This window comes from Enterobacter soli ATCC BAA-2102, assembly GCF_001654845.1.
GTDB lineage: Bacteria > Pseudomonadota > Gammaproteobacteria > Enterobacterales > Enterobacteriaceae > Enterobacter > Enterobacter soli.
Genome location: NZ_LXES01000046.1, coordinates 279,132 through 302,703, shown reverse-complemented (window position 1 = coordinate 302,703; position 23,572 = coordinate 279,132). Strand labels below are relative to the sequence as shown.

Below are 23,572 nucleotides of genomic sequence, written 5' to 3'. Positions count from 1 at the left end.
TGGTGGCGAGCCACCCTGGCACGTTCACGAGTAATGTGGTGACAGAGTAGCAAGGAACATAAAGTGAACGGAATGACCACTTTGGCCGTATGTACCTCCAGCACCCCAATCCCGACAATCTCCACCTACTGCGCCACACTTTTCACCGGAGCCGCGACCTCCTCATTTGCCGCAGGCTGATTCTCCGGCACACTCTCGCACGGCTTCTCTTTCGGACACACCAAATCCAGCATTTTCAGCGTCACGCCGTTGCTCCAGCCAAACCCATCCTGCAACGGATACTCACCGCCGCCGCCACCTGTGCCAGTGGTAGAAACATCATACTTCTCAACCAGTTTCTGCTCGCGATCGTAGGTATGCTGAACATTTTTCAGGAACCTCCAGGTTACATCCATGGCCACCTTGTCTTGCCCGTAATTCTGCAACCCTTCCGTCGCGACCCACTGCAATGGCGCCCAACCGTTTGGTGCATCCCACTGTTGCCCGCTGTTGATCGTGGTCGTCGAAATACCGCCGGGTTTTAACAGTCGCGCAGAGGCCGCAGCCGCCACTTTATCCGCACGATCCTGCGCCGCCGCTTTCACAAACAGCGGGTAGAGGGCGGCAGCGGTCAGCTGATTACGCACCTTTTTGCTTTTCAGATCGTAATCGGCGTACCAGCCCTCTTTTTCATTCCACAGATGTCCCTCAATGGCTTTCTGGCGCGCGATTGCCAGGGCGTCATATTTCGTCGCACTGGCTGTATCCCCTGCATCCTGGCTGGCTTTGGCCAGCAGTTTTTCCATCTTGTACATCAGCGCATTAAGATCGACCGGCACAATGCTGGTGGTGCGGATCGTGCCAAGCTTTTGCGGATCATCCATCCAGCGGGAGCTGAAATCCCAGCCGGATGCCGCAGCAGAACGCAGATCGCGATAGATCTCCGTTGCCGGGCGGTTAGGGTTGCTTTTGGCGGTGGTGACATCATCAAGCCAGGACTCCGGACGCGGTGTATCACGGTCGTCCCAGTAGCGGTTAAGGATGGCGCCGTCGTCCAGTTTCACCACTCGCTTATTGGCCTGCCCCGGCTGAAGTGCGTCCACGCCGTCCATCCAGTACCGGTACTCTTTTTCCATTTGTGGGCGATATTTTTTCAGCGCGTCGCTGTCATGCGTGGCTAAAAGCTCAACCATCAGAGCGAAAAACGGTGGCTGCGAGCGGCTCAGGTAATAGCTGCGGTTGCCGTTCGGGATATGCCCCCAGGTATCAATTTCATAGGCAAAGTTGTCCACCATATCGCTGATTTTGTCCCAGTGGCCGCTTTCCGCCAGCCCGAGCATGGTGAAATAACTGTCCCAGTAATACACCTCGCGAAAACGCCCGCCGGGCACCACGTAAGGTTTTGGCAGCGGCAGCAAAGAATCCCATTTGCTGGCTTTGTCAGTGGTGCGTGTCAGTACCGGCCACAGCCCGTCGATATGCGCCCGCAAACTCTGTCCTGACGGCGGAACGTATTTTTCGCCTTCTGTCGGCAGGGTAAAATTCATTTCTACAAAATGCCGCAGGTCGAAGCCGGACTGGGTGTGCTGCATCCGGTAATCCGCCAGGATAGTCAGGGGATCGCTTTTGGGAACGGCATCGGCAAAGGTCTTTTGATCGGGAAAGAGTTTGGCGCTCTGGACATCGTTAAAAAGGGGCCCGAGCAGTATGTCAGGGGGCGTCGACTGGCCGGTAACCTTGTCTTCCGCGTAGCCAGATACGGTAACGCCCAGCAGTGCGCCGCCAAGTGCGAGCGATAAAAGTGTAGGGTGGCGCATATGAGGTCTTATCATCGGTTCTCTCCTGTATTTGCAGAGCAGCGTGACCGCTGTCATCAACCACGTGAAAACCTTAGACGAATATTGAGAGATTCGCGTGTCGAATATCCCATTTTTCGCAGACTCAGACAATTTACCGTTGCGTTGAGATGGGTGTGGGAATATTTGAAATATTGACCGGAAGAATAATTACGGCATTATTTAATATAAAATGAAGCACGCTATTGCGGTCATTTCATTATTTTAATTGTCAGGATCACATAAAATAAAAAACATAATCTTGTAGTGAAAAAACATAATGGATAATCGTGAGCCTCTCAGCGAGATTATCGCCGACAACAACATCGGGTTGGAAAAATGAGAGGTATTTATGGCGGCAATCGAACGAATTCCGGTAAAAGAAAAAATAGGTTATAGTCTGGGGGATGCGGCAAGCCATATTGTATTTGATTCGTCAGTGGCGATCCTTGCCTATTACTACACCGATATATACGGCCTGCCGCCTGCGGTAATGGGAACCATGTTTCTGCTGGTTCGGTTATTAGATGCGATAACCGACCCGATAATGGGGGCCATTGCGGATGCCACGTCAACGCGCTGGGGGCGTTTTCGCCCGTGGCTGTTGGCAATATGCATTCCCTTTGCGGTAAGTTGCGTTCTGGTGTATTCCATTCCTGATTTTACCGAAACCGGGAAAATCTATTATGCCGTTGGGGCGTATATCTTTATGACCCTGATGTATACTGCTATTAATATCCCTTACTGTTCGCTCGGCGCGGCGTTAACCTCCGACCCGCGTGAAAACCTCTCGTTGCAGTCCTGGCGTTTTGCCATCACCCCCATCGGTGGCGCACTGGGCACAGCCTGCATTCTGCCGCTGGCGGATTATCTTTTCCCGGGCGATCGTGCCACCGGCATTCAGGTGGCGATGGGCATTTTTGGCGTGATTGGCTGCCTGATGTTTCTGGCCTGTTTTCTCACCACCAGAGAGCGGGTTCAGCCTATTAAAGAAGAGAATCTTAACATCGCCCGCGACGTTAAGATCCTGTTTCGTAACGACCAGTGGCGCATTTTGTCGGTCTATAACTTTATGATGCTGGTCGCAGTGGTGATCCGCGGTGGCGCCGTGGTCTATTTCGTCAACACGGTGCTGAACAAAGGGGCGGACATCATCTCCTTCTTTATGCTGGGTGGAATGCTGGCTTCGATGTTGGGTTCGGTACTGGCGCAACCCTTCGGAACACGTTTTTGTAAGGTGAAACTGTCGTTCTGGATCAATATTCTTAATGCCGCTCTCGGCGTAGCGTGTTTCTGGCTCCCGCTGGAGTTCTGGATTATTCCGTTAATTGCTCACGTTCTGATTCAGATAGTGCAGGGTGGAAATGGAGCATTGCAGTGGTCAATGATCACCGATGCAAATAACTATGGCGAATGGAAAACGCAGCGTCGAATAACGGGCATGAATGTCGCTGCCAATATTTTTGTTATTAAATTGGGTGTTGCCGTCGGTGGTGCAATTCTGGGATGGGTACTGGCCTGGTTCAATTATGAATCAAACAGTGAAATACAGTCTGAATCCGCAGTGCAGGGCGTTATTCTGTTATTCACCTTCATCCCATCGTTGTTTTATTTACTCACAGCATTTTCCATTAAATTTTATGGACTGACTGAAAATGTGATGAACGGCGTAGTCCGTGATTTGAATAAAGGTGAATTCGCGAAGGAATAACATAACGATTGATGTATTAAACCGGTAATACAGCGGTATTACCGGCATAGGGTAGTACAACTCAGGACGTAATGAATAATACACGAGGATGGAATCCATGAGAGTTAAGGCTATTGCTCTGGTCATTAGTGCTTTTTGTACCACAGGCACTTTCGCAGCAAAAAATACCCCAACCCTTGAAGAAAAACTGGCGAAACTGGAAGCTCGCCTGGAAAGTGCAGAAAACCGGGCAGCGCAGGCTGAAGCGCAAATTCAGGCTCTCCAGCAACAACAGGCTGTTACCGCGCAGAAACCCGCAAGCGTTAATCTGGAATCGGCGGAGCCTGTAACGGCAACCGCTGTACCAAAACTGACGTTATCAGGCTATGGCGATATTAAATTCTACGGTGACGTGGAATTTAATATGGATGCGGCCAGCAAAACCGGTAGCCTGACTTCAATGAAAACCTCGGCCAATAAAGACTGGGCGCCTGGCAGCAACGAGCGCTGGGATATCAACGGCCGCCTGCTGCTCGGTTTTGACGGTTATCGCCGAATGGATAACGGCAATTTCGCCGGTTTCTCCGTGCAACCGCTTGCCGATCTGACCGGAAAAATGAACCTTGATGATGCCGTGTTCTTCTTCGGAACTGAAAAAGACTGGCAGGTAAAAGTGGGTCGTTTTGAAGCCTACGACATGTTCCCGCTGAACCAGGATACCTTCGTCGAGTATTCCGGCAACACGGCAAACGACCTTTACAGTGATGGTTACGGCTACATCTACATGATGAAAGAAGGTCGTGGGCGTAGTGACAGCGGCGGTAACTTCCTGCTCAGTAAAACCGTCGATAACTGGTATTTCGAGGTCAACACGCTGCTCGAGAACGGCAGTACGCTGTTCGTCGATAAGCAGTACCACGGCATTGATCTCGATAACGAGAAAAACGTGGCTTATGTGCGTCCGGTTATCTCATGGCAAAGCGGGGGCTTCTCGACCGCCATCGCGATGGAGAGCAACCTGGTGAACAACGCCTATGGCTATCGTGATGCATACGGCAAATGGGTGGATCAGTCCGATCGTACCGGTTACGGCCTGACGATGACCTGGAACGGCCAGAAAGCCGATCCGGAAAATGGCACGGTGATAAACCTGAATACGGCCTACATGGACGCCACGGATGAGAAAGACTTTACGGCGGGCATCAACGGCTTATGGCGCAAGTTCGAGCTGGGGTATATCTACGCGCACAACGAAATCGACCAATTTAACACCACCAGTTTCAATGCCGATTGCGACAACGACTGCTGGATCACCGATCCGGGTGATTACGATATCCACACCATCCATGCCTCTTATCTCTTCGATAACGTCATGAAGATGAAGAACTTCAATATCTATCTGGGCGCGTATGCGTCCTGGGTTGAAGCACATCCAAACGAAGGGGACGGTAATAACGACTCCCGTTACGGTGGCCGCGTACGCTTTAAATACTACTTCTGATACCGTCTGACAGTCAGACCTCTTCCGGGGTCTGGCTGCTTTCCCGCAGTGAACCGGGCGCCTGGCCGACAATGCGCTTGAACGCCCGGCTAAACGCAGCAAGTGAGCCATATCCCAGACGCAGCGCGACCGTTTCGAGCGGCTGATGTTCGTGGCGAATATACTGAATGGCCAGCCGCATCCGCAGTTCAGATAGGTATTTGGCTGGTGTGGTACCCGTCGCCGACAGAAAACGCTCGGCGAAGACGGAACGCGACGTTCCGGCCTCTTTTGCCAGGTCCGCCACGTTCCAGTTTACCCCCGGTTGTTGATGCATCGCATAGATCGCGCGACTTAAACGCGGGTCGCGCAGCACCTGTACCCATCCTGTCGCTTTTCCGCATCCTGCTTCTACCCAGCCACGCACAATCAGCGCCGCCACCACATCGGCAAGGCGTGCCAGGATGCCAGCAAAACCGACCTGTCGGGTCATGGATTCTCGCTCCATTGCGGCGAGCAGCGGATGGATCTCCGGCCAGGTGGACATCAGGCGGCTCACCATCATCACTTCCGGCATCGCCTTGATCAGGGGCTGCATCCCGCCAAGCTCAAAATCCATGCATCCACTGAAAATGACGGTGTTCTCGCTGTCCGGGCAGGGTTCACAGGTGATAGCACAGACGGAGTTGCAAATCGGTTCACTGGGAAACGCGCTCACCGGCGTGATGTCGGCATGTTCGTCAGAAAGCAGGGCGTGAGCGTTGCCGTTTGGGATGAACAGCGCGTCACCGCCACTCAGCGTAAACGTCGTACCACTCTCCATGCGCAGCAGCGCAGAGCCATGGCTCACAAAGTGGAATTGCGCTTTGCCGGGTGCCTGATGGAACGCCACGCCAAAGGGAGAGCTGGCTTCAATACGGCGATATTTCACACCGGAAAGGCGCATTCCACGTAGGAGCTCACTGATCAAATCGGGTGACTGGTTGCTCATGTCTTCACTTTCGGACGAATTATCAATAATCAGAGATTATATGTCATAGATCGTCCATGGGGAACTCACTATGCTTTTGCGACAGTTGTCACATTTTTCTAACGGGAGAATAACACATGAATTCATGTGTCGCGGCGAGAGAGGCTATAGCACCCGCAAAGCCTGCCTGGCGAGCAGTCTATTCACTGGGTCTGGGGGTTTTTGGCCTGATCACGGCAGAGTTTTTACCCGCCAGTTTACTGACGCCGATGGCGGCCAGTCTTGGTGTCAGCGAGGGAATGGCCGGACAAGCCGTGACCGCAACGGCGCTGGTGGCACTCGTCACCGGGCTGCTGATTACCTCGGCCACCAAAAGTATCGACAGACGCTGGGTATTGATGTTTTTCTCGGTGCTGCAAATCATCTCCAGCCTGCTGGTTGCCTTTGCGCCAACCCTGCACGTGTTGTTGCTGGGGCGTCTGCTTCTGGGGGTTGCCATCGGTGGTTTCTGGGCGATGTCTACCGCCACGGCGATGCGTCTGGTGCCTGCCGATAAAGTGCCGAAAGCGCTGGCGGTGATTTTCTCCAGCGTGTCGATCGCCACGGTGGTTGCCGCCCCGCTGGGCAGCTATCTCGGTAGCCTTATTGGCTGGCGTAACGTTTTTATTCTCTGCATTCTGCCAAGTATGCTGGCGCTGCTCTGGCAGCTGTGGGTGCTGCCCTCCATGAAGCCAGAAAGCAGCGGTAGCCTGGGGACGTTGTTCCGCGTGCTGCGCCGCCCTGGCATGATTGGCGGAATGCTGGCGACTATCCTGATTTTCAGCGGTCACTTTGCCTTCTTCACCTATCTGCGTCCGTTCCTTGAAACCGTAGGGCAGGCAAGCGTTGAGAGCATCTCTCTGATCCTGCTGGGCTTTGGCGTGGCGAACTTTATCGGTACGTCAATTGCCGGACATCTGCTGGCGCGAAATCTGCGCCTGACGCTGGCGTTAGTCCCGTTTGCAATGGGGATCCTGGCGCTGATGATGGTCGCCTTCGGGCACCTGGCGATGCTGGATGGTTTACTGGTGGCGCTCTGGGGCTTTGCGTTTGGGCTGGTGCCGGTCGGCTGGTCAACATGGCTTGCCACCACCGTGCCGGATGAAGCAGAAAGTGCAGGGGGGCTGCTGGTGGCGTCTATCCAGTTGGCCATCAGTGCGGGTGCAGCTGGCGGCGGAGCGGTATTTGATCTCAATGGTGCCAGCGGCGTGTTTGCCGGAAGCGGCCTGCTGCTGGTGACGGCAATGGTGATTGTGTTTATGGGTGTCAAGGTGAAGCCCACAGCCTAACTCTCTCCCACAGGGCTGAGGGAAGCGATCGAGTGTTTAAGAAGTACAGCGATGCCATTGCGAGTAAAGACGAAAAACTAAAAGCGACGCCCTGTTCCGGCTGAAAATCGCCGAAGCGTTTACGGAAGGCCGGGGCGACGCGCATGGATGCGCGGCGAGGGCGGCTTTACAGGGATGTTACCTCCGCCCGTCCCCGATAAGCCTGGAGCAAACACTGAGGGCACCGCGAAGCGGCGATTTTCCCGCCGGGAGCCCGGGTGGTCAGGGCGGTGGCGACTGAGCCGCCCTGACACGTTCACAAGTATTGTGGTGAAAGAGAAGCAGGGAACGTGAGGTGAACGGAACAACCACCTGAGCCGCATGTTCCCCCTCACCCTAACCCTCTCCCCAAAAGGGAGAGGGGATCGACAGGCCCGGCAAGTGTAGTCGGATTACAACCCTTTCTTATCCATCAGCACGGCCAGGTCTACCAGGCGATTCGAGAATCCCCATTCGTTGTCATACCACGCGAGGATCTTGACCATATTACCGCCAATCACCAGCGTGGAAAGACCATCGATAATGGAGGAACGTGGGTCACCCTGATAATCGCTTGATACCAGCGGCTCATCGCTATAACCCAGGATCCCTTTCAGCGGCCCGCTGGCGGCGGCTTCCCGGAAGGCGGCGTTAACCTCTTCAGCGGTCACGTTACGACTCAGAGTTACCGTTAAATCCACAATCGACACCACCGGAACCGGTACGCGGAGTGAATACCCCGTCAGCTTGCCATCCAGCTCGGGAATGACCTTGCCAAGCGCTTTTGCCGCACCGCTGGAGTAAGGCACAATCGACAGGGCCGCAGCCCGCGCGCCGCGCAGATCTTTTTCCGGCTGGTCGTGCAATGCCTGGCTGTTGGTGTACGCGTGGGTGGTATTCATCAGCCCGTGTTCGATACCAAATGTCTGATGCAATACCTGCGCCGCCGGTGCCAGCCCGTTGGTGGTGCAGCTCCCGTTACTGACGACGAAGTGCTGTGCCGGGTCGTAATTCCCGTGATTAACGCCCATCACCACCGTCAGGTCATCGTTCTTGCCCGGGGCCGAGATAATGACGCGTTTCGCGCCGCCACTGGTGATATGTACCGCCGCTTTTTCGCGCTCGGTGAAAAATCCGGTCGCTTCGATAACCACGTCTACGCCCACATCACGCCAGCGAATGTTTGCCGGGTCACGCTCGCTAAACACCCTGATGCGCTGGCCATCGACCTGCAATGCGCCGTCTGCTGCTTCAACAGAAACCGGTAACGTACCGAGCAAGGAATCGTATTTCAGTAAATGGGCGAGGGTTTTGCTGTCCGTCAGATCGTTAATCGCCGCAATCTGAATATCCGGGTTACCCAGCGCAGCGCGTAAGAAATTACGTCCGATCCTGCCGAAGCCATTAATACCGACCTTAACCATGATTAACTCCTTATCTGTGTTGTCTGGAGTCAATGTAGGCTTTAGGTGAAATGGCGTAAATGACAAAAAAGGATCACATTACGCCATCTTACGACAGTGAAAACGCTGGCGGTATTCGCCCGGGGTGAGGTGGAGCTGCTTTTCAAACACCCGGCGCAGGTTGATGCTGCTGCCAAAACCACTTTTTTCGGCAATGCGATCCAGGGGCTCTGTCGTTTGTTCCAGTAGCTGTCGTGCCGCCGCGAGGCGTGCCTCGGTGACATACCGCGCAGGGGACGCACCGGTTTCCCGGGTGAACACACGGGTAAAGTTACGCGGGCTCATGGCGACTTTTTCCGCCAGATTTTCAACGCACAGGTCAGCGGTGAGATGTTGCAGGATCCAGCGTTGCAGTTCATTTATCGGTCCGGAAGCGCCCGGCTGATGCAGGTTATAGCGGCTGAACTGAAGCTGCCCGCCGGGGCGGCGCAGGTACATCACCATGTCCTGCGCAACGTCACGCGCAAGGCTAAATCCGTAATCATCTTCAACCAGCGCCAGCGTCAGGTCAAAGCCAGAGCTAACGCCGCCGGATGTCCATATCGGGCCATCCTGAATGTACAGTGGCCCGCCTTCGACGTTAATTTTAGGGTAGGTGGCCTGCATGGTTTCCAGCAGCCGCCAGTGGGTCGTTGCTCGTCGGCCGTCGAGCAAACCGGTCTGCGCCAGCAGCATCGCACCGCCGCAAATCGACGCCACACGGCGCGCGTGCGGTGCAGCGAGATGCAGCCAGTCGACCACTGCGGTGCTCTCCAGTTCGTTCATCCCGCGTCCGGTAATGATGATGGTGTCGAGCGGCTCGCGAGGATCAAGCTCCGGCAGGCGGTAGTCCGCCAGCAGGTTTAACCCGGACTGGCCGTGGATCACCTGGTGGGGCTGGGTGGTGGCGATAATAATGCGATAGCAGGGATGTTGCAGGCCTTCCGGGTGCAGCCGGTTGGCCTGCATTAAAATGTCGGCGATACCGGCGGCTTCAAACAACATGCCGCCATCCGGGACGATAATCAGGATCTTCTTCATGTCCTGAAAAGTACCTTTATCGCAAAATAAGTCAAGAAGCAGCTGTGCTTAATCAGGGATGGATAACAATCCCGTTCAGCGGTTGCCAGCTGGCATTGACATAAGGCTGTATCGACGCCGGACGATACAGCTGCGCCCCCCACATCCCGGTGTTATCCTGGACGGGAAGCGGAGTCGGCCAGGCCATTCTCGATACCGCTGAGCTGTGGATAGCAAGGTCCGGGCTGTCGGGACGTCGAAGCTGTCGGACGCCCAGCTTGTAAGGTATCTGGTACCACTCGCAATGGATAGGTCCTTTGAAATCAACGTTGACCTGCACAGGATCCAGATGCACGCCAAGCTGACCCAGCTCGGTGCGGATCCACAGATAAGCGCCGTTTGATAATCCGGTTCCATTATTGGTGCTGCTGTAACCGCCACCGACATCCGCGTGAATCCCCGGGAAATAGAGCTGCACGATATTGTCGCGCTTGTCCCAAAAGGTGGGGGTAAAATCCAGACGCATTTCATCAATGGCAATGGCCTGTCGGCCATATTTGACGTGATCCCCGAGCGCGGTGCTGGCAAATTTAAAAGCGTCGATGCGGGCGTCTTTAATATATTCAGGAATACCCAATGAACCCACGGTTTCCCAGACGGTCACGGCTTTAATCGGCACATAATAGATAATCTTGTTCGGATCAACCTGCTCATGCAAAAACATCGGGGCATCGCGGATAATTCGGTCTAACAGCGAACCGTCAACGTTGGTTTTTTGCCGGTACTGCCGCCATACCGCAGTTCCCAGACGGTAGGCTTCCTCTTTGTCAGTGAGGTCGATTTTGCTTTTATCCAGCAGCCCACATTCACCAATCATCCCTGCCAGAGCCCGTGCCGTGTAGGCTCCCCGGCTAAACCCGATAAGAAAGATATCATCATCTCTGTCGTAATTACGGCAGATGAAGGTATATCCACGCACAATGCGTTCAATGATCCCCGCACCAAACACGCCGCCCAGCATTTTATCAAGCCAGTTATTTGAATCCCCCACGCCATGAATGTACTTACTGACCTGCAAAACAACCCCCGATTTATTTCGCAGGGTTTTTTCCTGCTCATTGCGCACAAACATATCGGGAGTATCGGCGGTGCCATCCAGCTCATTAAACAGCCGTAAAACGTTTGTGTAATCGGGAATATCGTCCTTGTTGTCGTCGTTATTCGGCCCATTCCACGTACCATCAGCACAAAAGATAATGTTTTTACTCATGATGTGTTTTCTCACATAACGGGAATACCACCCAATTTTCGGCGTAGTTAGCGGTGCTAACCCTCATGAGTATTGATGATCTTTGCGATTAAAACCCGAAACGATACATACCGTTTCGGGTCCGGGCTGTGCTTAATGCGCGGGTTGTGCCGTGTTTTTTGCCATTGGGATCGCAGCGATAATCACCGCCCCCAGCACCAGGAATCCGGCCACCATAAAGATCCCTGCATTGAAATTCCCCGTGGCGTCTTTCATCAGGCCCATCAGCAGCGGGCCAAGCGCTGCGCCGGTCATCCCGGTGGCGTTGATCACCGCAATGCCCACCGCACGGGCGCGTACGGAGATAAACCGGTCCGGCGTGGTCCAGAAAATCACCATTGCGGCAAAGGCACCGGCAGAGGCCATCACTATCCCGGTGAACTGGAACAGTGGCGTGGTGCTGGTGGCGGTTAACATCCAGCCTGCGGCCGCAAACAGATAGGGGAGCAGGGTGTGAATCTTACGTTCATTCAGCCTGTCCGAACGCTTACTCCACCAGACCATCGCCACGATGGTACAGACCTGTGGAATGGCGCTCAGAATGCCGATGGTCACGTTGCTGCTGGCTTCGTTAATACTGCGCAAAATCAGCGGCGTCCAGACGCTCAGCGCGCTAAGGGTATTGGTCAGGCAGAAGTAAGCCACGGTGTAGAGGATAATGACCGGGGTAAAGAGTTCGCGCGCCAGGCTGCGCTGCGCCACTGGCGCGGTGTTTGCAGCAAGCTGAGTCTTTTGCACCGCCACTTTGTCCGCCTCCAGCATCTCTTTCAGGCAGGCTTTGTCATCATCCGTTAACCATTTGGCTTTCGCCGGGCTATCGTCCAGCCAGAACCACACCACCAGGCCCAGCAGCACGGACGGGAACCCTTCCAGCAGGAACAGCCACTGCCAGCCTTTCAGGTTCAGCAAACCGTCCATATTCAAAATATACCCGGAGGCCAGCGACCCCAGCGCCATGGTCACCGGCATCGCAATCATAAACAGCGCGTTGGCGCGGGCGCGATAGTGCGCCGGGAACCAGTAGGTTAAATAGAGCAACAAACCGGGCAAGAAACCGGCTTCGGCAATCCCCACCAGCATTCGCAGCACGTAAAGGCTGTTTGGCCCGGTGGCGAACATGGTGGCGGTGGAGGCAATTCCCCAGATAACCATCAGGATGGCAATCCAGCGGCGCGCGCCGACAATACTCAGCATCACGTTGCTGGGGATCCCGCAAATCACATACATCACGTAAAACAGGGTGGTGGCCAGGCCAAACATGGTGCTGGTCAGCCCCAGATCTTTGCCCATCGTTAACCCGGCAAAGCCAATGTTGATGCGGTCGAGGTAGGAAAAGACGAACAGAATAAATAAAAAAACAATTAAACGGCGGAACAGCTTTTTGATGACGGCTTGCTGGCGGGGATCCAGAGTGGTATCTCCCGTGGCTGGCGGGGCCAGCGTTCCGTTCTGGGTCTGTTCTACAGAGGCATTATCGTTCATGAAAGCTCCACATTGCGTTTTTTAGTATGAGTGTGCAGGTCGGCTAACGTATAGAAAATCGCCATATGAAGCGTCAAATTAATGTTCAAAAAATGATACATATTTGTTAATTGCATAGCATTTGTGAATCATAATGAGACAAGGATCGCACCCAAAGCTCCCCGGATCGCCGCCAGGGGTTTTGCAGGCGGCAATGGTGCTATAGCCGTCACAGATTCGCAGGGTATAATCGCGTTATCTGCCGCTTTTTTTGGTAAGGAAACGCATGAGTAATATAAAAAAAACAGCCGAAGAACAGGCCACCGATCCTGCCTTTCATCGTGAAGAATTTCCCTTCTACTGGATTGTTAATGTCTATGCGCGCTACACGCAAATCATGGAAATTACACTGAAAAAAGCGCAGCTGGATGTCTCTGGCTTCCGGGTGCTGATGGTGACGCACCAGTACGGCAAAGCGAGCATTTCGCAGATTTCTGAATACGCGATGGCAAAAATGCCGACGGTGACCAAAATCGTCGGGCGGCTGCGGGAGGATGGCCTGGTGACCACCGCCAGTAGCGAAAATGACGCCCGGGTAACCGAGGTGATGCTCACCGACGCCGGGCGGCAAAAAGTGGAAGAGGCCATGGCCCAGGCAGGCAAAGTGTTCGAAAAAGGCTTCAAAGGAATGACCCGTAATCAGGTCGCTAAAATGAACCTCTCCCTGGCAAAAGTGCTCGATAACCTCAACGAGCTTTAAGGCAAAAAAACCGAATGACAAATTTGTGACCTGCGTAGAAATTAGTTTTAACTCATTGTAAAACATCACCTTTCATTCAACCGCTGTTGCAAGTGATTGCAGCGGCGGTTCTTGCCAAGTTCGCCTTTTTTGCTTTATTTTTCATCACCATGAATGATTGGCCCTTCATTTATAATGGTTAATAAAATGTTGCTGTTACGTAAAATTAACGTGAAACATTACTTGAATTTTCATCTAATTCTTCCATGATTGACTTAACGTTAGTCAGGACAAAAAGACAGCAATGACTGTCAGCCTGAATGTGATTCAACATTTCTGGTCAAGGTGTCAATCATGAAGCCAGTTTCAGAGAGCAATGGTTATACTGAGCAGTTTATCCTCGGCGAAGGCGATCTGCGCTTCGCCGTCAAAGACACGCTGGATATCGCCGGATACCGCACCCAGGCGGGTTGCCCGGCGCTGGCTACGTCGCCTGCCGCGCACAGCCATGCAAGCGTCGTGTCGCAATTACTGGAAAACCGTTGCGTACTGACGGGCAAAACCACGCTGCATGAACTGGCCTTCGGGGTAACGGGCATCAATCCGCGCTGCGGTACACCGGTTAACTCGCGCTTCCCGGCGCTGATCCCGGGTGGATCATCCAGCGGCTCGGCGGCGGTAGTGGCCTCCGGTGAGGTGGATTTTTCACTCGGCACCGATACCGGCGGCTCCGTGCGGATGCCTGCGGCCTGCTGCGGCGTGATGGGCCTTAAACCAGGCTATGGCGTGTTAAGCCGTCAGGGTGTCATGCCCGCCGAAAGCTCTCTCGATTGCGTGGGTGTCTTCACCCGTGATGCCGCCGTGCTGCGCCAGGTCATGACGCGCCTGTCGGTGCCGGTTGACGCCCCACTGAATGCTCTGCCACCGGTGGCGTTTGTGCTGGCGGCGGAGCCTGATATCGACGCCTGCATTCTTAACGCACTCTCTCAGGCTGGGGTTTCGCCTCAGGAAATCACGCTGCCACTGCTGGAAGAGGCGCACCGCGCGGGGTTAACGCTTATCAGCCATGAAAACTGGCTGGCATTAGGCCCGCTGCTGGCAAGCGGTGCCGTCTCGCCGGATGTGGCATCCCGTATTCGTGCTGGTGCGAACGTGAGCCGCGAAGCGCTGGAGCTAGCAGAAAAGGTCCGCGTGGCCTTTAGCGAGCATCTTGATGCCGTGCTCGAACAGACGCCGCTGCTGGCGCTGGCCACGCTGCCAGAGCTGCCGCCCACGTTACAGGAAGCACAAGATCCACTCACTGTCGTCAATCTGACCCGACTGGTGCGCCCGTTCAACCTGAGCGGACATCCTGCAATCACGCTACCGGTGGGTGAGATCGACGGCCGCCCTGTGGCCCTGCAACTGGTCGCCCGCAAAGGGCAAGATGGCCTGCTGGTGCAGGCCGCCGAATGGCTCACGGCGCGACGACGCCACTAGCCACCCCCTGTTTTCATTTTCCTGATTTCTCAGTGAGTACGACTCATTGCGGCCCCGTTCGCCCTCGCGACAGCCGCGGATAACTTTTCGGAGGTCGCTATGTCTGCTGTACAGGTTCGTGAAGAGCTGGTTTCGCTGCTGAATGATGTTGCCGCACGCAGCCCTGATTTTGAGCACCAGCGCCATATTTCTGACGATGTGATCGCCCGTTTCAGGGAAGTGGGCGTATACCGCGCACTGGTGCCGAAAATGTACGGCGGGGAGGAATGCTCTCCGGCGCAGTTTTGCGAGCTGATAGAACAAATCTCTACCGCCGATGGCTCAGCCGGATGGGTGGCAAGCTTTGGCATGAGCCCGTTTTACCTGGGCGCACTGCCGCCGGACACCCTGAAAGAACTGTATCGCGACGGGCCGGACGTGGTTTTCGCGGGCGGCATTTTCCCAACCCAAAAAGCCACCCAGGCCGATGGTGGTTATCGTGTGAGCGGTCGCTGGAGCTTTGCCAGCGGCAGCATGGGGGCCACGGTACTGGGCGTGGGCATTTTACCGGAAGGCGATCAGGCTCTGCCGCGCATGGCGGTGCTTCCCCGTGAACGCGTACAGATCGATCCCGTCTGGGACACCGTCGGGCTGGCCGGGACCGGCAGCCATGACCTGGTGGTAAACGACGCCTTTGTTCCGAACGAATGGACCTTTATTCGCGGCGGCGCTCTGAACCTTGAAGGGCCTCTGTATCGCTATCCGGTGCTTTCTCTGGCGACCCAGGTGCTGTCGGTGGTGGCGCTCGGTGTGGCGCGTGCTGCACTCAACGAGATCTACGCCATCGCCCATCGCCAGCAGTCCGTCACCGGTGCACCGCGTCTGGCCGACCGGCCGCAGGCACAGATGCAAATTGCCCGCTGCGAGGCGGAACTGCGCTCAGCGCGTGCCTGGTTCTACGACGCCATCGACGACGTGTGGCAGCGACTGCTGGCGGGCGATGATGCCAGCTGCGAACAAATTAACGCGCTACGTCTTTCCTCAACGCACGTGACCCGCGTGGCCGCCGATGTGGCGCGTCAGACGCTGGCGCTCAACGGGATGGGCGGCGTCACCATGCGTAGCCCGCTGCAACGCTACGTGCGCGACACGATGGTGATTACCCAACACGCCTTTATGGGCGACCTCTCGTACCTCAATGCCGGGACGGTCTTTTTCGGTGGCAAACCGCTGCCGGGTTACCTGTGATTTTTAACGAAAGGAGCAACACATGAGCCAGTCAACCACCTTACGCGTGCTGTTTTGTATTGGGGTGAATCAGAACTTTTTTGACGCCAGCGCGACCGAAGCCAAACAGGTCTGGGCCGCCTTTGGCGTGATGATGAAAGGCATCGACGAGACGCCGGGGATCCGGGTTATCGGCAACATGGATGACGACCAACTGATGGTCGGGCCATCGACCACCGCCCCCTGGACCACCTACGTGCTGGCAGATGCCGAGTGCCTGGAAAACGTGGCGGCCGTCTGCAACCTGTTCCGCACCACGCCGGTAGGCGACAGCGGCAGCAAGCTGTGGAAGTACTGCAAAATCGAAGCCCGCGTGGGCCGTGAACTGATTATCCAGAGCTAACGGAGCCCGCGATGAACGCCCAGGATGCGCTGCGTTTACAGCAGCTTGAAGACAGCCAGGCCGCCCGCGTTTGTATTAGCGACTACATGCGCCTGTGCGACAGCCTCGACAGCCCTGAAACCGTGCAGGCCATTGGCACCTTGTTTACTGCTGATGCCTGCTGGGAGGGCATCGGTGAACCTTATGCCACGCGCCTGGGGCGTCATCTGGGGCGGGAGGCCATCGTCACCATGATGGCCGGTTACGTGCGCAAGCCTGCGCACTTTGCCATGAACGCCCATTTTTTGTGCTCTGAGGCGCTGTGGCATGAGCCGGACGGGCAGCTGAAGGGCCGCTGGCTGATGCTGCAAACCTCGGCGTTCAGTGCCGGCGGGGCACACCTGAATGCGGCGGAAATCTGCGTCACCTTCGTGCGCGATGAGCACGCCATGGTGATGGCCCATTTCACGACCCGCAATCTGTTCAGCAGGCCGGTTGATCACTGGCACGCGGCGGATGTGCTTCCCGTACCGGATAAAAAATAAGACTTGCAGGAGACTGGACATGCAATGCGATCACCTCATCAACGTGAAGAATATCGATACCACCACGCCAGCCACGCCGACGGCGACGGAGATTGCGGCGCTGGTGCAGCACGACCGGGTACACACCTCGCTGTACACCTCGGAAGATCTGTTCAGCCTGGAGCTGGACAGGATCTTCAGCAAAACCTGGGTTTGGGTCGCCCACGCCAGTGAAATCCCGGACACCGGCAGTTTTAAAACCACCGAGATCGGCACACAGCCGGTGATCGTGGTGCGCGATCGCAAAGGCACGGTACACACCCTGCTGAACCGCTGTCGTCATCGCGCCGCGACCGTTTGCGAACACCGCAGCGGCAAAACCAACAGCTTTGTCTGCCCGTATCACGGCTGGGGCTACGCGCTGGACGGCAGCCTTCGTGGCGTGCCGCACCCGGAAAGCTACGCCGACCAGCTGGAAAAAGGCGAGCTGGGGCTGGTGTCGCTACGTACCGAACAGTACGCCGGGATGATTTTCGCCACCTTTAACGACCAGATTGAGCCGCTGGAGGATTTCCTCGGCGTGGCGAAGAAGTGGATGGATCTGTTTATGAAACAGGGGGCAGGTTACCCGATCAAAACCGGCCCGGCGCACCGTTTCCGCTTCCCGGGCAACTGGAAAATCCAGCTCGAAAACACCACTGACGGCTACCACTTCCCGGTGGTCCACCGTTCGTTTTTAAGCTCGGTCGATAAGCAAACAGAAGAGATGCTGAATTTTGTGGATGGCAGCGGCTACGTCGAAGACTTAGGCAACGGCCACAGCGTGATGGTGATGATCCCGGAACTGGTGGATCTGGACGCTAACCTTGATGCGCCCATCCCGGAGCGCTTTAGCGAACTGGCAGACGCCCTGCGCGCAGACCACGACGAAGAGCAGGTTCGCCGTATCGTACGTGCGGTCGGCGGCTCCGGTTTTAACCTCAATATCTTCCCAAACATTGCCTGCTCGATGGCGTTCTTCCGCGTGCTTCAGCCGGTGTCCGTCAACGAAACGGAAATTCACCATGCGGTGATCACCATGGATGGCGGCCCGGAAATTGCCAACCAGGCGCGTCTGCGTCTGCACGAACATTTTCAGGGGCCGATGGGCTTTGGCACGCCGGACGACTCCGAAGCCTGGGAGCGCGTTCAGCGCGGGGCCACCTCGGGCAACGATCTCTGGATCATGCTCAACCGTGGGCTGGCGGGGGAATACCGCACCGACGATGGTCGGCGCAGCGATGTGAGCGCCGAAACCGGGATGCGCGCCGCCTACCAGCAGTGGAAAAAGCTCATGACGGAGAACGCGCAATGATGACGCCTGATTCAGCACTCTTTACCGCCATGTCGGTAATCAATCTCGAAGGTGATTTGCTCGACCAGGGCGAATTCAATACCTGGCTTGAACTGTGGCAGCACGATGGCCTGTACGTAGTGCCAATTGATCCGGCCGAAACGGATTTTAAAAACACCCTTAACTACGCCTGTGACGATCACCACATGCGGGAAAAGCGCGTGAAACGTCTTTACAGCGGGGAGTCGATTTCCACTACGCCACGCGCCCGTACCTTGCGCACCCTGTCGCGCTTTCGCGTGCTGGAATCCGCCGAGGACAGCATTGTGGTGCGCGGGGCGCAGTCCCTGTGGGAGCACCGTAAAGGCCACAGCCGCCACTATGCGGCAGACATTACCTGGCACCTCCAACAGCAGGATGGCCGCTGGCTTATTCAGCAAAAGGTGATCCGCCTGGTGAACAGCGACGATGTGCTGCACAGCATCGGCTACATCCTCTGAGGAGCTGACCATGACGCAAACCGTATTAGTGACCGGCGCTGCTGCCGGTCTGGGACAGGTTATCGCCGCCACGCTGCTGGAGCAGGGTTATCAGGTGGTGTTGACCGACGTAGACGTAAACCGCGCACAGCAGGCGGCAGATGAACTGGATAACGGCAAGGTGCTGGCGCTTGGGCTGGACATCCGCCAGCCGCAGGATTTTGCCTGCGCGCTTGATGCCACCCTCGCTCGCTTTGGCAGCCTGGAGGTGCTGGTGAACAACGCCGCGCTGACGCTGGCCACGCCGGTGATGGAGATCAACGTCGACGAATTCGACCGGGTGATCTCCACCAATCTGCGCGGCACCTTTGTCGGGTGTCAGACGATGGGGCGCTATTTCGCCGGCCGGGGCTATGGCCGAATCATCAACCTTGCGTCCCTGGCCGGGCAAAACGGGGGCACGGCATCCGGGGCGCACTATGCGGCGTCCAAGGGCGGCATTTTAACGCTGACCAAAGTCTTTGCCCGCGAACTGAGCAAATCCGGCGTGACGGTGAATGCCATCGCACCGGGCCCGATGGATCTGCCCACCGTTCACGCGCTGGTCCCGGAAGAGAAGATGGCCGGGCTGCTGCAAATGATCCCGGTGGGCAAACTGGGCGAGGCGGAGTTTGTCGCTCAGGCCGTTGCGTTGCTGGCTTCACCCCAGGCGTCGTTTGTCACCGGGGCGACCTGGGACATCAATGGCGGTCTGTTTATGCGTTAAGGAGTGAACATGCTGACATTACAGGTTATCCGACGCGAGGTGCAGGGCGACGTGGTGTTGCTGACCCTGGCGCATTCAGAGGGCATCGCACTGCCGGCGTTTCGCGCGGGGGCTCATATCGACCTGCATCTCAGCGCCGAACTGGTCCGTCCGTACTCCCTTTGTGGCGATCCGCAGGACCGGCAGCATTATCAGCTGGGCATTCTGAAAGAAGGGCGCTCAAAGGGCGGATCCCTTGCGGTACATGCCCTGCGTGAAGGCGATGCCATTGCGGTCAGCGAGCCGCGCAATCTGTTTGAGCTGGAAGAGCGTGCGGCGCACACCCTGCTGATTGGCGGGGGAATTGGGGTCACGCCGATGCTGGCGATGGCCGCCGAGCTGCACGCCGCCGGGCGCGCTTTCACGCTGCACTACTGCGCCCGCTCACGTGCGCAGGCGGCGTTTGTCCCACAGCTGGAACGTGCCTCTTACGCATCACAGGTGCAGATGCACTTCAGCAACGAACAACGCCTGGATCTGGCGGCGGTGCTGACCGATGTGCCTGCGGAAACCCACGTGTACGTGTGCGGCCCCACGCGGCTGATGGATGCCGTCACCGAACAGGCGCAAACCCTGGGGTACTCGTCGGGCCAAATCCATCAGGAATGTTTTAGCGCTGAGGTGCAAACCGGCGGCTCAGCCTTTGATGTGGTGGCGGCCACCAGTGGGATCACCGTGAAGGTGCTGGAAAACCAGACCATTGTCGAAGCCCTGGCCCAGGCCGGGCTGAAGGTGAATGTCTCCTGCAAGCAGGGGATCTGCGGCAGCTGTTTAACCGATGTGCTGGAAGGGGATGTGGATCATCGTGACCACTATCTCACCGATGAAGAGAAAGCCGACGGCGATCAAATCCTGCTGTGCTGTTCCCGCGCGAAGTGCGGGCGTTTAGTTATCGATCTGTAAGGGGACACCCATGACTCTGCAAACTGAATTTCGTAATGCGATGGCACAGCTCGGCAGCGCGGTATCGGTGATCACCACCGACGGCCCGGCGGGCAAGTTTGGCTTCACCGCCTCTGCCGTCTGTAGCGTGACCGATCAGCCACCAACCCTGCTGGTCTGTATGAACCGCAACTCTTACGCCCACGAACACTTTCGCCGCAACGGGGTGTTGTGCGTCAACGTGCTCTCCAGTAGCCATCAGGAGTTATCCGGCGTGTTTGCCAACGCCAGCCTGCGCTCGGACCAGCGTTTTCTGCATGACAACTGGCAGGTGATGAGCAGCGGCGCGCCGGTGCTGAGTTCCTCAGTGGCCAGTTTCGACTGCCTGATTGCCGATTGCCATGAAGTCGGCAGTCACTCGGTCTTTTACTGCCAGGTGCAGGCCATTCGCATCAGCGAACAGCCGCGCGGACTGGTCTATTTCAACCGTCGTTACCATGCCGTCGGGCATGACATTGAGGCTTAAGCCTTTTTCCCGAATGCAGGGGAGTGCGTAATGAGCAATGTCGTCACAGAAAACAACATCACCACCGGGGTGAACCAGGATGCGGGCCAGATGCGCAAGCTGGTGATTGCCTCGGTATTGGGGAATGCGCTCGAGTGGTATGACTTTTTCCTCTATGGCACCGCAGCGGCGCTGGTCTTTGGGCCGCTGTTCTTCCCGGTCAGCGGCGATCCCCTTCAGGGGACGCTGCTGGCGTTTTCCGGTTTTGCGGTCGGCTTTCTGGCGCGTCCGCTGGGTGGCATCGTCTTTGGTCACCTGGGTGACCGCTACAGCCGCAAGATGACGCTGATCATGACCTTAACGCTGATGGGGGCGACCACGTTTGTGATTGGTCTGCTGCCGGTCTATAGCCAGGTTGGCATCTGGGCACCGCTGACGCTGATAATTCTGCGCTTTTTACAGGGGGTGGCCTCGGGCGGCGAGTGGGGCGGCGGCGTGCTGATGCTGAGCGAAAATGCACCGGCATCGCGGCGGGGGTTCTACACCGCGTGGAGCCAGATGGGGGTTTCGGGTGGGTTCGTACTGTCGGCATTTGCCTTCTGGCTGGTGCAAAAACTCCCGGAGTCCGACTTTATGTCCTGGGGCTGGCGCGTGCCGTTCCTGCTGAGCATCGTCATCTTTCTGGTCGGGGTGTACATCCGTAAAAACATCCGCGAAAGCAAGGCATTTACCCAGGCGAAGCCGCAAGAGAAACACGAAAAAATTCCGCTGCTGGTTCTGGTGCGTGAACACCCGAAAGCGCTGCTACAGGCCATCGCCCTGCGTCTGCCGGAAAACGGCGCGTCGTACATCTTTTTCACCTTCTCCGTGGTGTATGCCAAACACATCGGCATCAGTACCGGGGACATCATCAGCGCCGTGACCCTGGCGATGCTGGTGGAGTTTTTCTCCATTCTGTTCTGGGGCGCGCTGTCGGATCGCATCGGCCTCAAACCGGTTTATTACATCGGCGTGATTGGTCTGCTGGTGATGGCCTTTCCGTTCTTCTGGCTGCTTTCAACCGGGAGCTATGGCGCGATCATGCTGGCCATGTTCCTCGGCCTGCCGTTCTGCCACGGGGCGATGATTGGCACGCAGCCCTGCATCATGAGCGATCTTTTCCCGGTGCGGGTGCGCTACTCCGGGCTGGCGCTGGGACATGAGGTGGGGTCGATTTTCTCCGGCGGATTAGGGCCGATGCTGGCGGTAGCGTTGCTTATCGAGTTCGACGCTGCCTGGCCGGTCTCCATTTTACTGGTGGTCTACGCACTTCTGGCGTGGGTTGCGCTACGTAGCCTGCCGTCTCAACACGAGGAAAAACAATGATTGATAAAAGGATGACGGACATCGACAGCGCGGTGGCGGACGTGTTCGATGGCGCGGTGGTGATGGTGGGCGGCTTTGGCCCGGCGGGGCAACCGTCGGAGCTGCTGGACGCGCTGATCCGCCGTAAGCCACGCGGGCTGACGCTCATCAGTAATAACGCAGGCAATGGCGACTACGGCCTGGCGGCGCTGCTGAAAGCCGGCTGCGTGAAAAAGGTGATCTGCTCCTTCCCGCGCCAGGTGGACTCCTGGGTGTTCGACGACCTCTATCGTCGCGGAGAAGTGACTCTGGAGCTGGTGCCGCAGGGCAACCTTGCGGCGAGGATCCAGGCGGGCGGCTCGGGTCTGGGGGGCATCTTCACGCCAACCGGGTTCGGCACGGAGCTGGCACAGGGCAAAGAGACTCGCCGTATCGACGGCAAAGATTATGTGTTCGAAACGCCCCTGAAAGCCGACTTTGCCCTGATCAAGGCGCTGAAGGCCGACCGCTGGGGCAATCTGGTGTTCGACAAAACCGGGCGCAACTTCGGCCCGATTATGGCTACCGCGGCGGCCTGCACCATTGCGCAGGTGAGTGAAACCGTCGCGCTCGGCGAGCTTGATCCCGAAGCCGTTGTCACGCCGGGGATTTTTGTGCAGCGCGTGGTGACGGTTGCGGCGGCGCTTAAGGAGTCTGCGTGAATAAATTAACCCATCAGCAGCTGGCGCAGCGTATTGCGCGTGATATCCCGGAAGGGGCGTACGTCAACCTCGGCATCGGGATGCCCACGCAAATTGCGAACTACCTTCCGCCCGACCGTGAAATATTCCTGCACAGCGAAAACGGCATTCTCGGCATGGGGCCAGCGCCCGCACAGGGAGAGGAAGACCCCGAGCTCATCAACGCCGGAAAACAGCCCGTCACGCTGCTGGCGGGCGGCTGTTATTTCCACCATGGCGACTCCTTCACCATGATGCGCGGCGGCCATCTCGATATCTGCGTGCTGGGAGCGTATCAGGTGTCGGAGCGTGGCGACCTGGCGAACTGGAGCACCGGTGAATCGTCATCCATTCCTGCCGTGGGCGGGGCGATGGATCTGGCGATTGGCGCGAAAAAAGTGTTTGTGATGACTGAACACCTGACCAAAAACGGTGCCTGCAAAATCGTCAAAGCCTGTACTTACCCGCTTACCGGGATGGCCTGTATTGACCGCATTTATACCGACATGGCGGTAATGGATATCACCAACAGCGGTGTGGTGGTCCGCGAGCTGTTCGGCGATATCACTGCCGACTATCTGCAATCTGTCACGCCCGTTGCACTGACGTTCGCGTTACAGATTGACGATGCCATGGCGTAACG

At 56.6% G+C, this 23,572-nt stretch carries 22 protein-coding genes; 16 read left to right on the top strand and 6 right to left on the bottom strand.

What is annotated here, in order from left to right; genetic code table 11:
• Positions 1-125 precede the first annotated feature (125 nt).
• Positions 126-1,811, bottom strand: a complete 1,686-nt coding sequence (locus tag M987_RS18440; protein WP_014070622.1) for an alpha,alpha-trehalase — start codon at positions 1,809-1,811, stop codon at positions 126-128.
• Positions 1,812-2,166: 355 nt separating this feature from the next.
• On the opposite strand from M987_RS18440, the gene M987_RS18435 reads away from it, so the two are divergent.
• Both M987_RS18435 and M987_RS18430 read left to right on the top strand, forming a co-directional pair.
• Positions 2,167-3,525 (top strand): glycoside-pentoside-hexuronide (GPH):cation symporter, encoded by a 1,359-nt coding sequence (locus M987_RS18435; protein ID WP_014070621.1) that lies wholly within the window; start codon positions 2,167-2,169, stop codon positions 3,523-3,525.
• Between the two features lie 97 nt (positions 3,526-3,622).
• The gene (locus tag M987_RS18430; protein ID WP_014070620.1) at positions 3,623-5,005 is read left to right on the top strand and encodes a carbohydrate porin; all 1,383 of its coding nucleotides are present in this window, start codon (positions 3,623-3,625) and stop codon (positions 5,003-5,005) included.
• Between the two features lie 13 nt (positions 5,006-5,018).
• Here M987_RS18430 and M987_RS18425 read toward each other — a convergent pair whose 3' ends face one another.
• The gene (locus M987_RS18425; protein ID WP_014070619.1) at positions 5,019-5,975 is read right to left on the bottom strand and encodes an AraC family transcriptional regulator; all 957 of its coding nucleotides are present in this window, start codon (positions 5,973-5,975) and stop codon (positions 5,019-5,021) included.
• A 116-nt stretch (positions 5,976-6,091) separates the two neighbouring features.
• Between M987_RS18425 and M987_RS18420 the strand changes: the two genes are divergently transcribed.
• The gene (locus M987_RS18420; RefSeq protein WP_014070618.1) at positions 6,092-7,282 is read left to right on the top strand and encodes an MFS transporter; all 1,191 of its coding nucleotides are present in this window, start codon (positions 6,092-6,094) and stop codon (positions 7,280-7,282) included.
• A gap of 431 nt (positions 7,283-7,713) precedes the next feature.
• On the opposite strand, the gene gap is transcribed toward M987_RS18420, so the two are convergent.
• The 4 genes from gap to hpaX all read right to left on the bottom strand — a co-directional run bounded on the left by gap (position 7,714) and on the right by hpaX (position 12,553).
• Entirely contained in the window at positions 7,714-8,724 is a 1,011-nt protein-coding gene (gap, locus tag M987_RS18415; RefSeq protein WP_014070617.1) for a type I glyceraldehyde-3-phosphate dehydrogenase, read from the bottom strand.
• A gap of 78 nt (positions 8,725-8,802) precedes the next feature.
• Positions 8,803-9,783, bottom strand: a complete 981-nt coding sequence (locus M987_RS18410) for a GlxA family transcriptional regulator (protein ID WP_014070616.1) — start codon at positions 9,781-9,783, stop codon at positions 8,803-8,805.
• A 52-nt stretch (positions 9,784-9,835) separates the two neighbouring features.
• The gene (locus M987_RS18405) at positions 9,836-11,032 is read right to left on the bottom strand and encodes a DUF2235 domain-containing protein (protein ID WP_014070615.1); all 1,197 of its coding nucleotides are present in this window, start codon (positions 11,030-11,032) and stop codon (positions 9,836-9,838) included.
• 132 nt (positions 11,033-11,164) lie between these two features.
• Complete coding sequence (hpaX, locus tag M987_RS18400) at positions 11,165-12,553, bottom strand: 4-hydroxyphenylacetate permease (RefSeq protein ID WP_014070614.1); 1,389 nt, start codon at positions 12,551-12,553, stop codon at positions 11,165-11,167.
• Positions 12,554-12,818: 265 nt separating this feature from the next.
• On the opposite strand from hpaX, the gene M987_RS18395 reads away from it, so the two are divergent.
• The 13 genes from M987_RS18395 to M987_RS18335 all read left to right on the top strand — a co-directional run bounded on the left by M987_RS18395 (position 12,819) and on the right by M987_RS18335 (position 23,570).
• Complete coding sequence (locus M987_RS18395) at positions 12,819-13,292, top strand: MarR family winged helix-turn-helix transcriptional regulator (protein ID WP_014070613.1); 474 nt, start codon at positions 12,819-12,821, stop codon at positions 13,290-13,292.
• Positions 13,293-13,625: 333 nt separating this feature from the next.
• Positions 13,626-14,750 carry an amidase gene (locus tag M987_RS18390; RefSeq protein ID WP_014070612.1) on the top strand — a complete coding sequence of 375 codons (1,125 nt, stop codon included), beginning with the start codon at positions 13,626-13,628 and terminating at the stop codon, positions 14,748-14,750.
• Between the two features lie 99 nt (positions 14,751-14,849).
• Positions 14,850-15,977, top strand: a complete 1,128-nt coding sequence (locus M987_RS18385) for an acyl-CoA dehydrogenase family protein (protein ID WP_014070611.1) — start codon at positions 14,850-14,852, stop codon at positions 15,975-15,977.
• Positions 15,978-15,999: 22 nt separating this feature from the next.
• Positions 16,000-16,359, top strand: coding sequence for a hypothetical protein (locus tag M987_RS18380; RefSeq protein ID WP_014070610.1), 360 nt, complete (start codon positions 16,000-16,002; stop codon positions 16,357-16,359).
• Between the two features lie 11 nt (positions 16,360-16,370).
• Positions 16,371-16,883 carry a nuclear transport factor 2 family protein gene (locus M987_RS18375; RefSeq protein ID WP_014070609.1) on the top strand — a complete coding sequence of 171 codons (513 nt, stop codon included), beginning with the start codon at positions 16,371-16,373 and terminating at the stop codon, positions 16,881-16,883.
• Between the two features lie 19 nt (positions 16,884-16,902).
• Positions 16,903-18,216 carry an aromatic ring-hydroxylating oxygenase subunit alpha gene (locus M987_RS18370; protein ID WP_014070608.1) on the top strand — a complete coding sequence of 438 codons (1,314 nt, stop codon included), beginning with the start codon at positions 16,903-16,905 and terminating at the stop codon, positions 18,214-18,216.
• A complete protein-coding gene (locus tag M987_RS18365; protein WP_041162238.1) occupies positions 18,216-18,695 on the top strand; it encodes an aromatic-ring-hydroxylating dioxygenase subunit beta in 480 nt (159 codons plus the stop codon). Before M987_RS18370 ends, M987_RS18365 begins: the two co-directional genes overlap by 1 nt.
• A gap of 10 nt (positions 18,696-18,705) precedes the next feature.
• A complete protein-coding gene (locus M987_RS18360) occupies positions 18,706-19,440 on the top strand; it encodes an SDR family NAD(P)-dependent oxidoreductase (protein WP_014070606.1) in 735 nt (244 codons plus the stop codon).
• A gap of 9 nt (positions 19,441-19,449) precedes the next feature.
• Positions 19,450-20,382: a PDR/VanB family oxidoreductase gene (locus M987_RS18355; protein WP_014070605.1), complete on the top strand. Its 933-nt coding sequence runs from the start codon at positions 19,450-19,452 to the stop codon at positions 20,380-20,382.
• 10 nt (positions 20,383-20,392) lie between these two features.
• Entirely contained in the window at positions 20,393-20,887 is a 495-nt protein-coding gene (locus M987_RS18350; RefSeq protein WP_014070604.1) for a flavin reductase, read from the top strand.
• A 90-nt stretch (positions 20,888-20,977) separates the two neighbouring features.
• On the top strand, positions 20,978-22,231 hold the full coding sequence (locus M987_RS18345; RefSeq protein WP_041162237.1) for an MFS transporter: 1,254 nt from the start codon (positions 20,978-20,980) through the stop codon (positions 22,229-22,231).
• Entirely contained in the window at positions 22,228-22,911 is a 684-nt protein-coding gene (locus tag M987_RS18340; protein WP_014070602.1) for a 3-oxoacid CoA-transferase subunit A, read from the top strand. The genes M987_RS18345 and M987_RS18340 overlap by 4 nt, the downstream gene beginning before the upstream one ends.
• Complete coding sequence (locus M987_RS18335) at positions 22,908-23,570, top strand: 3-oxoacid CoA-transferase subunit B (protein WP_014070601.1); 663 nt, start codon at positions 22,908-22,910, stop codon at positions 23,568-23,570. The genes M987_RS18340 and M987_RS18335 overlap by 4 nt, the downstream gene beginning before the upstream one ends.
• Positions 23,571-23,572: the final 2 nt, after the last annotated feature.

What these genes read in the sequence shown, in the direction of transcription:
- M987_RS18430 (WP_014070620.1), top strand. Translation starts at nt 3,623, where the DNA reads ATGAGAGTTAAGGCTATTGCTCTGGTCATTAGTGCTTTTTGTACCACA.
- M987_RS18395 (WP_014070613.1), top strand. Translation starts at nt 12,819, where the DNA reads ATGAGTAATATAAAAAAAACAGCCGAAGAACAGGCCACCGATCCTGCC.
- M987_RS18345 (WP_041162237.1), top strand. Translation starts at nt 20,978, where the DNA reads ATGCGCAAGCTGGTGATTGCCTCGGTATTGGGGAATGCGCTCGAGTGG.
- M987_RS18390 (WP_014070612.1), top strand. Translation starts at nt 13,626, where the DNA reads ATGAAGCCAGTTTCAGAGAGCAATGGTTATACTGAGCAGTTTATCCTC.
- M987_RS18350 (WP_014070604.1), top strand. Translation starts at nt 20,393, where the DNA reads ATGACTCTGCAAACTGAATTTCGTAATGCGATGGCACAGCTCGGCAGC.
- M987_RS18410 (WP_014070616.1), bottom strand. Translation starts at nt 9,783, where the DNA reads ATGAAGAAGATCCTGATTATCGTCCCGGATGGCGGCATGTTGTTTGAA.
- M987_RS18365 (WP_041162238.1), top strand. Translation starts at nt 18,216, where the DNA reads ATGACGCCTGATTCAGCACTCTTTACCGCCATGTCGGTAATCAATCTC.
- gap (WP_014070617.1), bottom strand. Translation starts at nt 8,724, where the DNA reads ATGGTTAAGGTCGGTATTAATGGCTTCGGCAGGATCGGACGTAATTTC.
- M987_RS18435 (WP_014070621.1), top strand. Translation starts at nt 2,167, where the DNA reads ATGGCGGCAATCGAACGAATTCCGGTAAAAGAAAAAATAGGTTATAGT.
- M987_RS18425 (WP_014070619.1), bottom strand. Translation starts at nt 5,975, where the DNA reads ATGAGCAACCAGTCACCCGATTTGATCAGTGAGCTCCTACGTGGAATG.
- M987_RS18355 (WP_014070605.1), top strand. Translation starts at nt 19,450, where the DNA reads ATGCTGACATTACAGGTTATCCGACGCGAGGTGCAGGGCGACGTGGTG.
- M987_RS18375 (WP_014070609.1), top strand. Translation starts at nt 16,371, where the DNA reads ATGAACGCCCAGGATGCGCTGCGTTTACAGCAGCTTGAAGACAGCCAG.
- M987_RS18370 (WP_014070608.1), top strand. Translation starts at nt 16,903, where the DNA reads ATGCAATGCGATCACCTCATCAACGTGAAGAATATCGATACCACCACG.
- M987_RS18380 (WP_014070610.1), top strand. Translation starts at nt 16,000, where the DNA reads ATGAGCCAGTCAACCACCTTACGCGTGCTGTTTTGTATTGGGGTGAAT.
- M987_RS18360 (WP_014070606.1), top strand. Translation starts at nt 18,706, where the DNA reads ATGACGCAAACCGTATTAGTGACCGGCGCTGCTGCCGGTCTGGGACAG.
- M987_RS18405 (WP_014070615.1), bottom strand. Translation starts at nt 11,032, where the DNA reads ATGAGTAAAAACATTATCTTTTGTGCTGATGGTACGTGGAATGGGCCG.
- M987_RS18340 (WP_014070602.1), top strand. Translation starts at nt 22,228, where the DNA reads ATGATTGATAAAAGGATGACGGACATCGACAGCGCGGTGGCGGACGTG.
- hpaX (WP_014070614.1), bottom strand. Translation starts at nt 12,553, where the DNA reads ATGAACGATAATGCCTCTGTAGAACAGACCCAGAACGGAACGCTGGCC.
- M987_RS18440 (WP_014070622.1), bottom strand. Translation starts at nt 1,811, where the DNA reads ATGATAAGACCTCATATGCGCCACCCTACACTTTTATCGCTCGCACTT.
- M987_RS18385 (WP_014070611.1), top strand. Translation starts at nt 14,850, where the DNA reads ATGTCTGCTGTACAGGTTCGTGAAGAGCTGGTTTCGCTGCTGAATGAT.
- M987_RS18420 (WP_014070618.1), top strand. Translation starts at nt 6,092, where the DNA reads ATGAATTCATGTGTCGCGGCGAGAGAGGCTATAGCACCCGCAAAGCCT.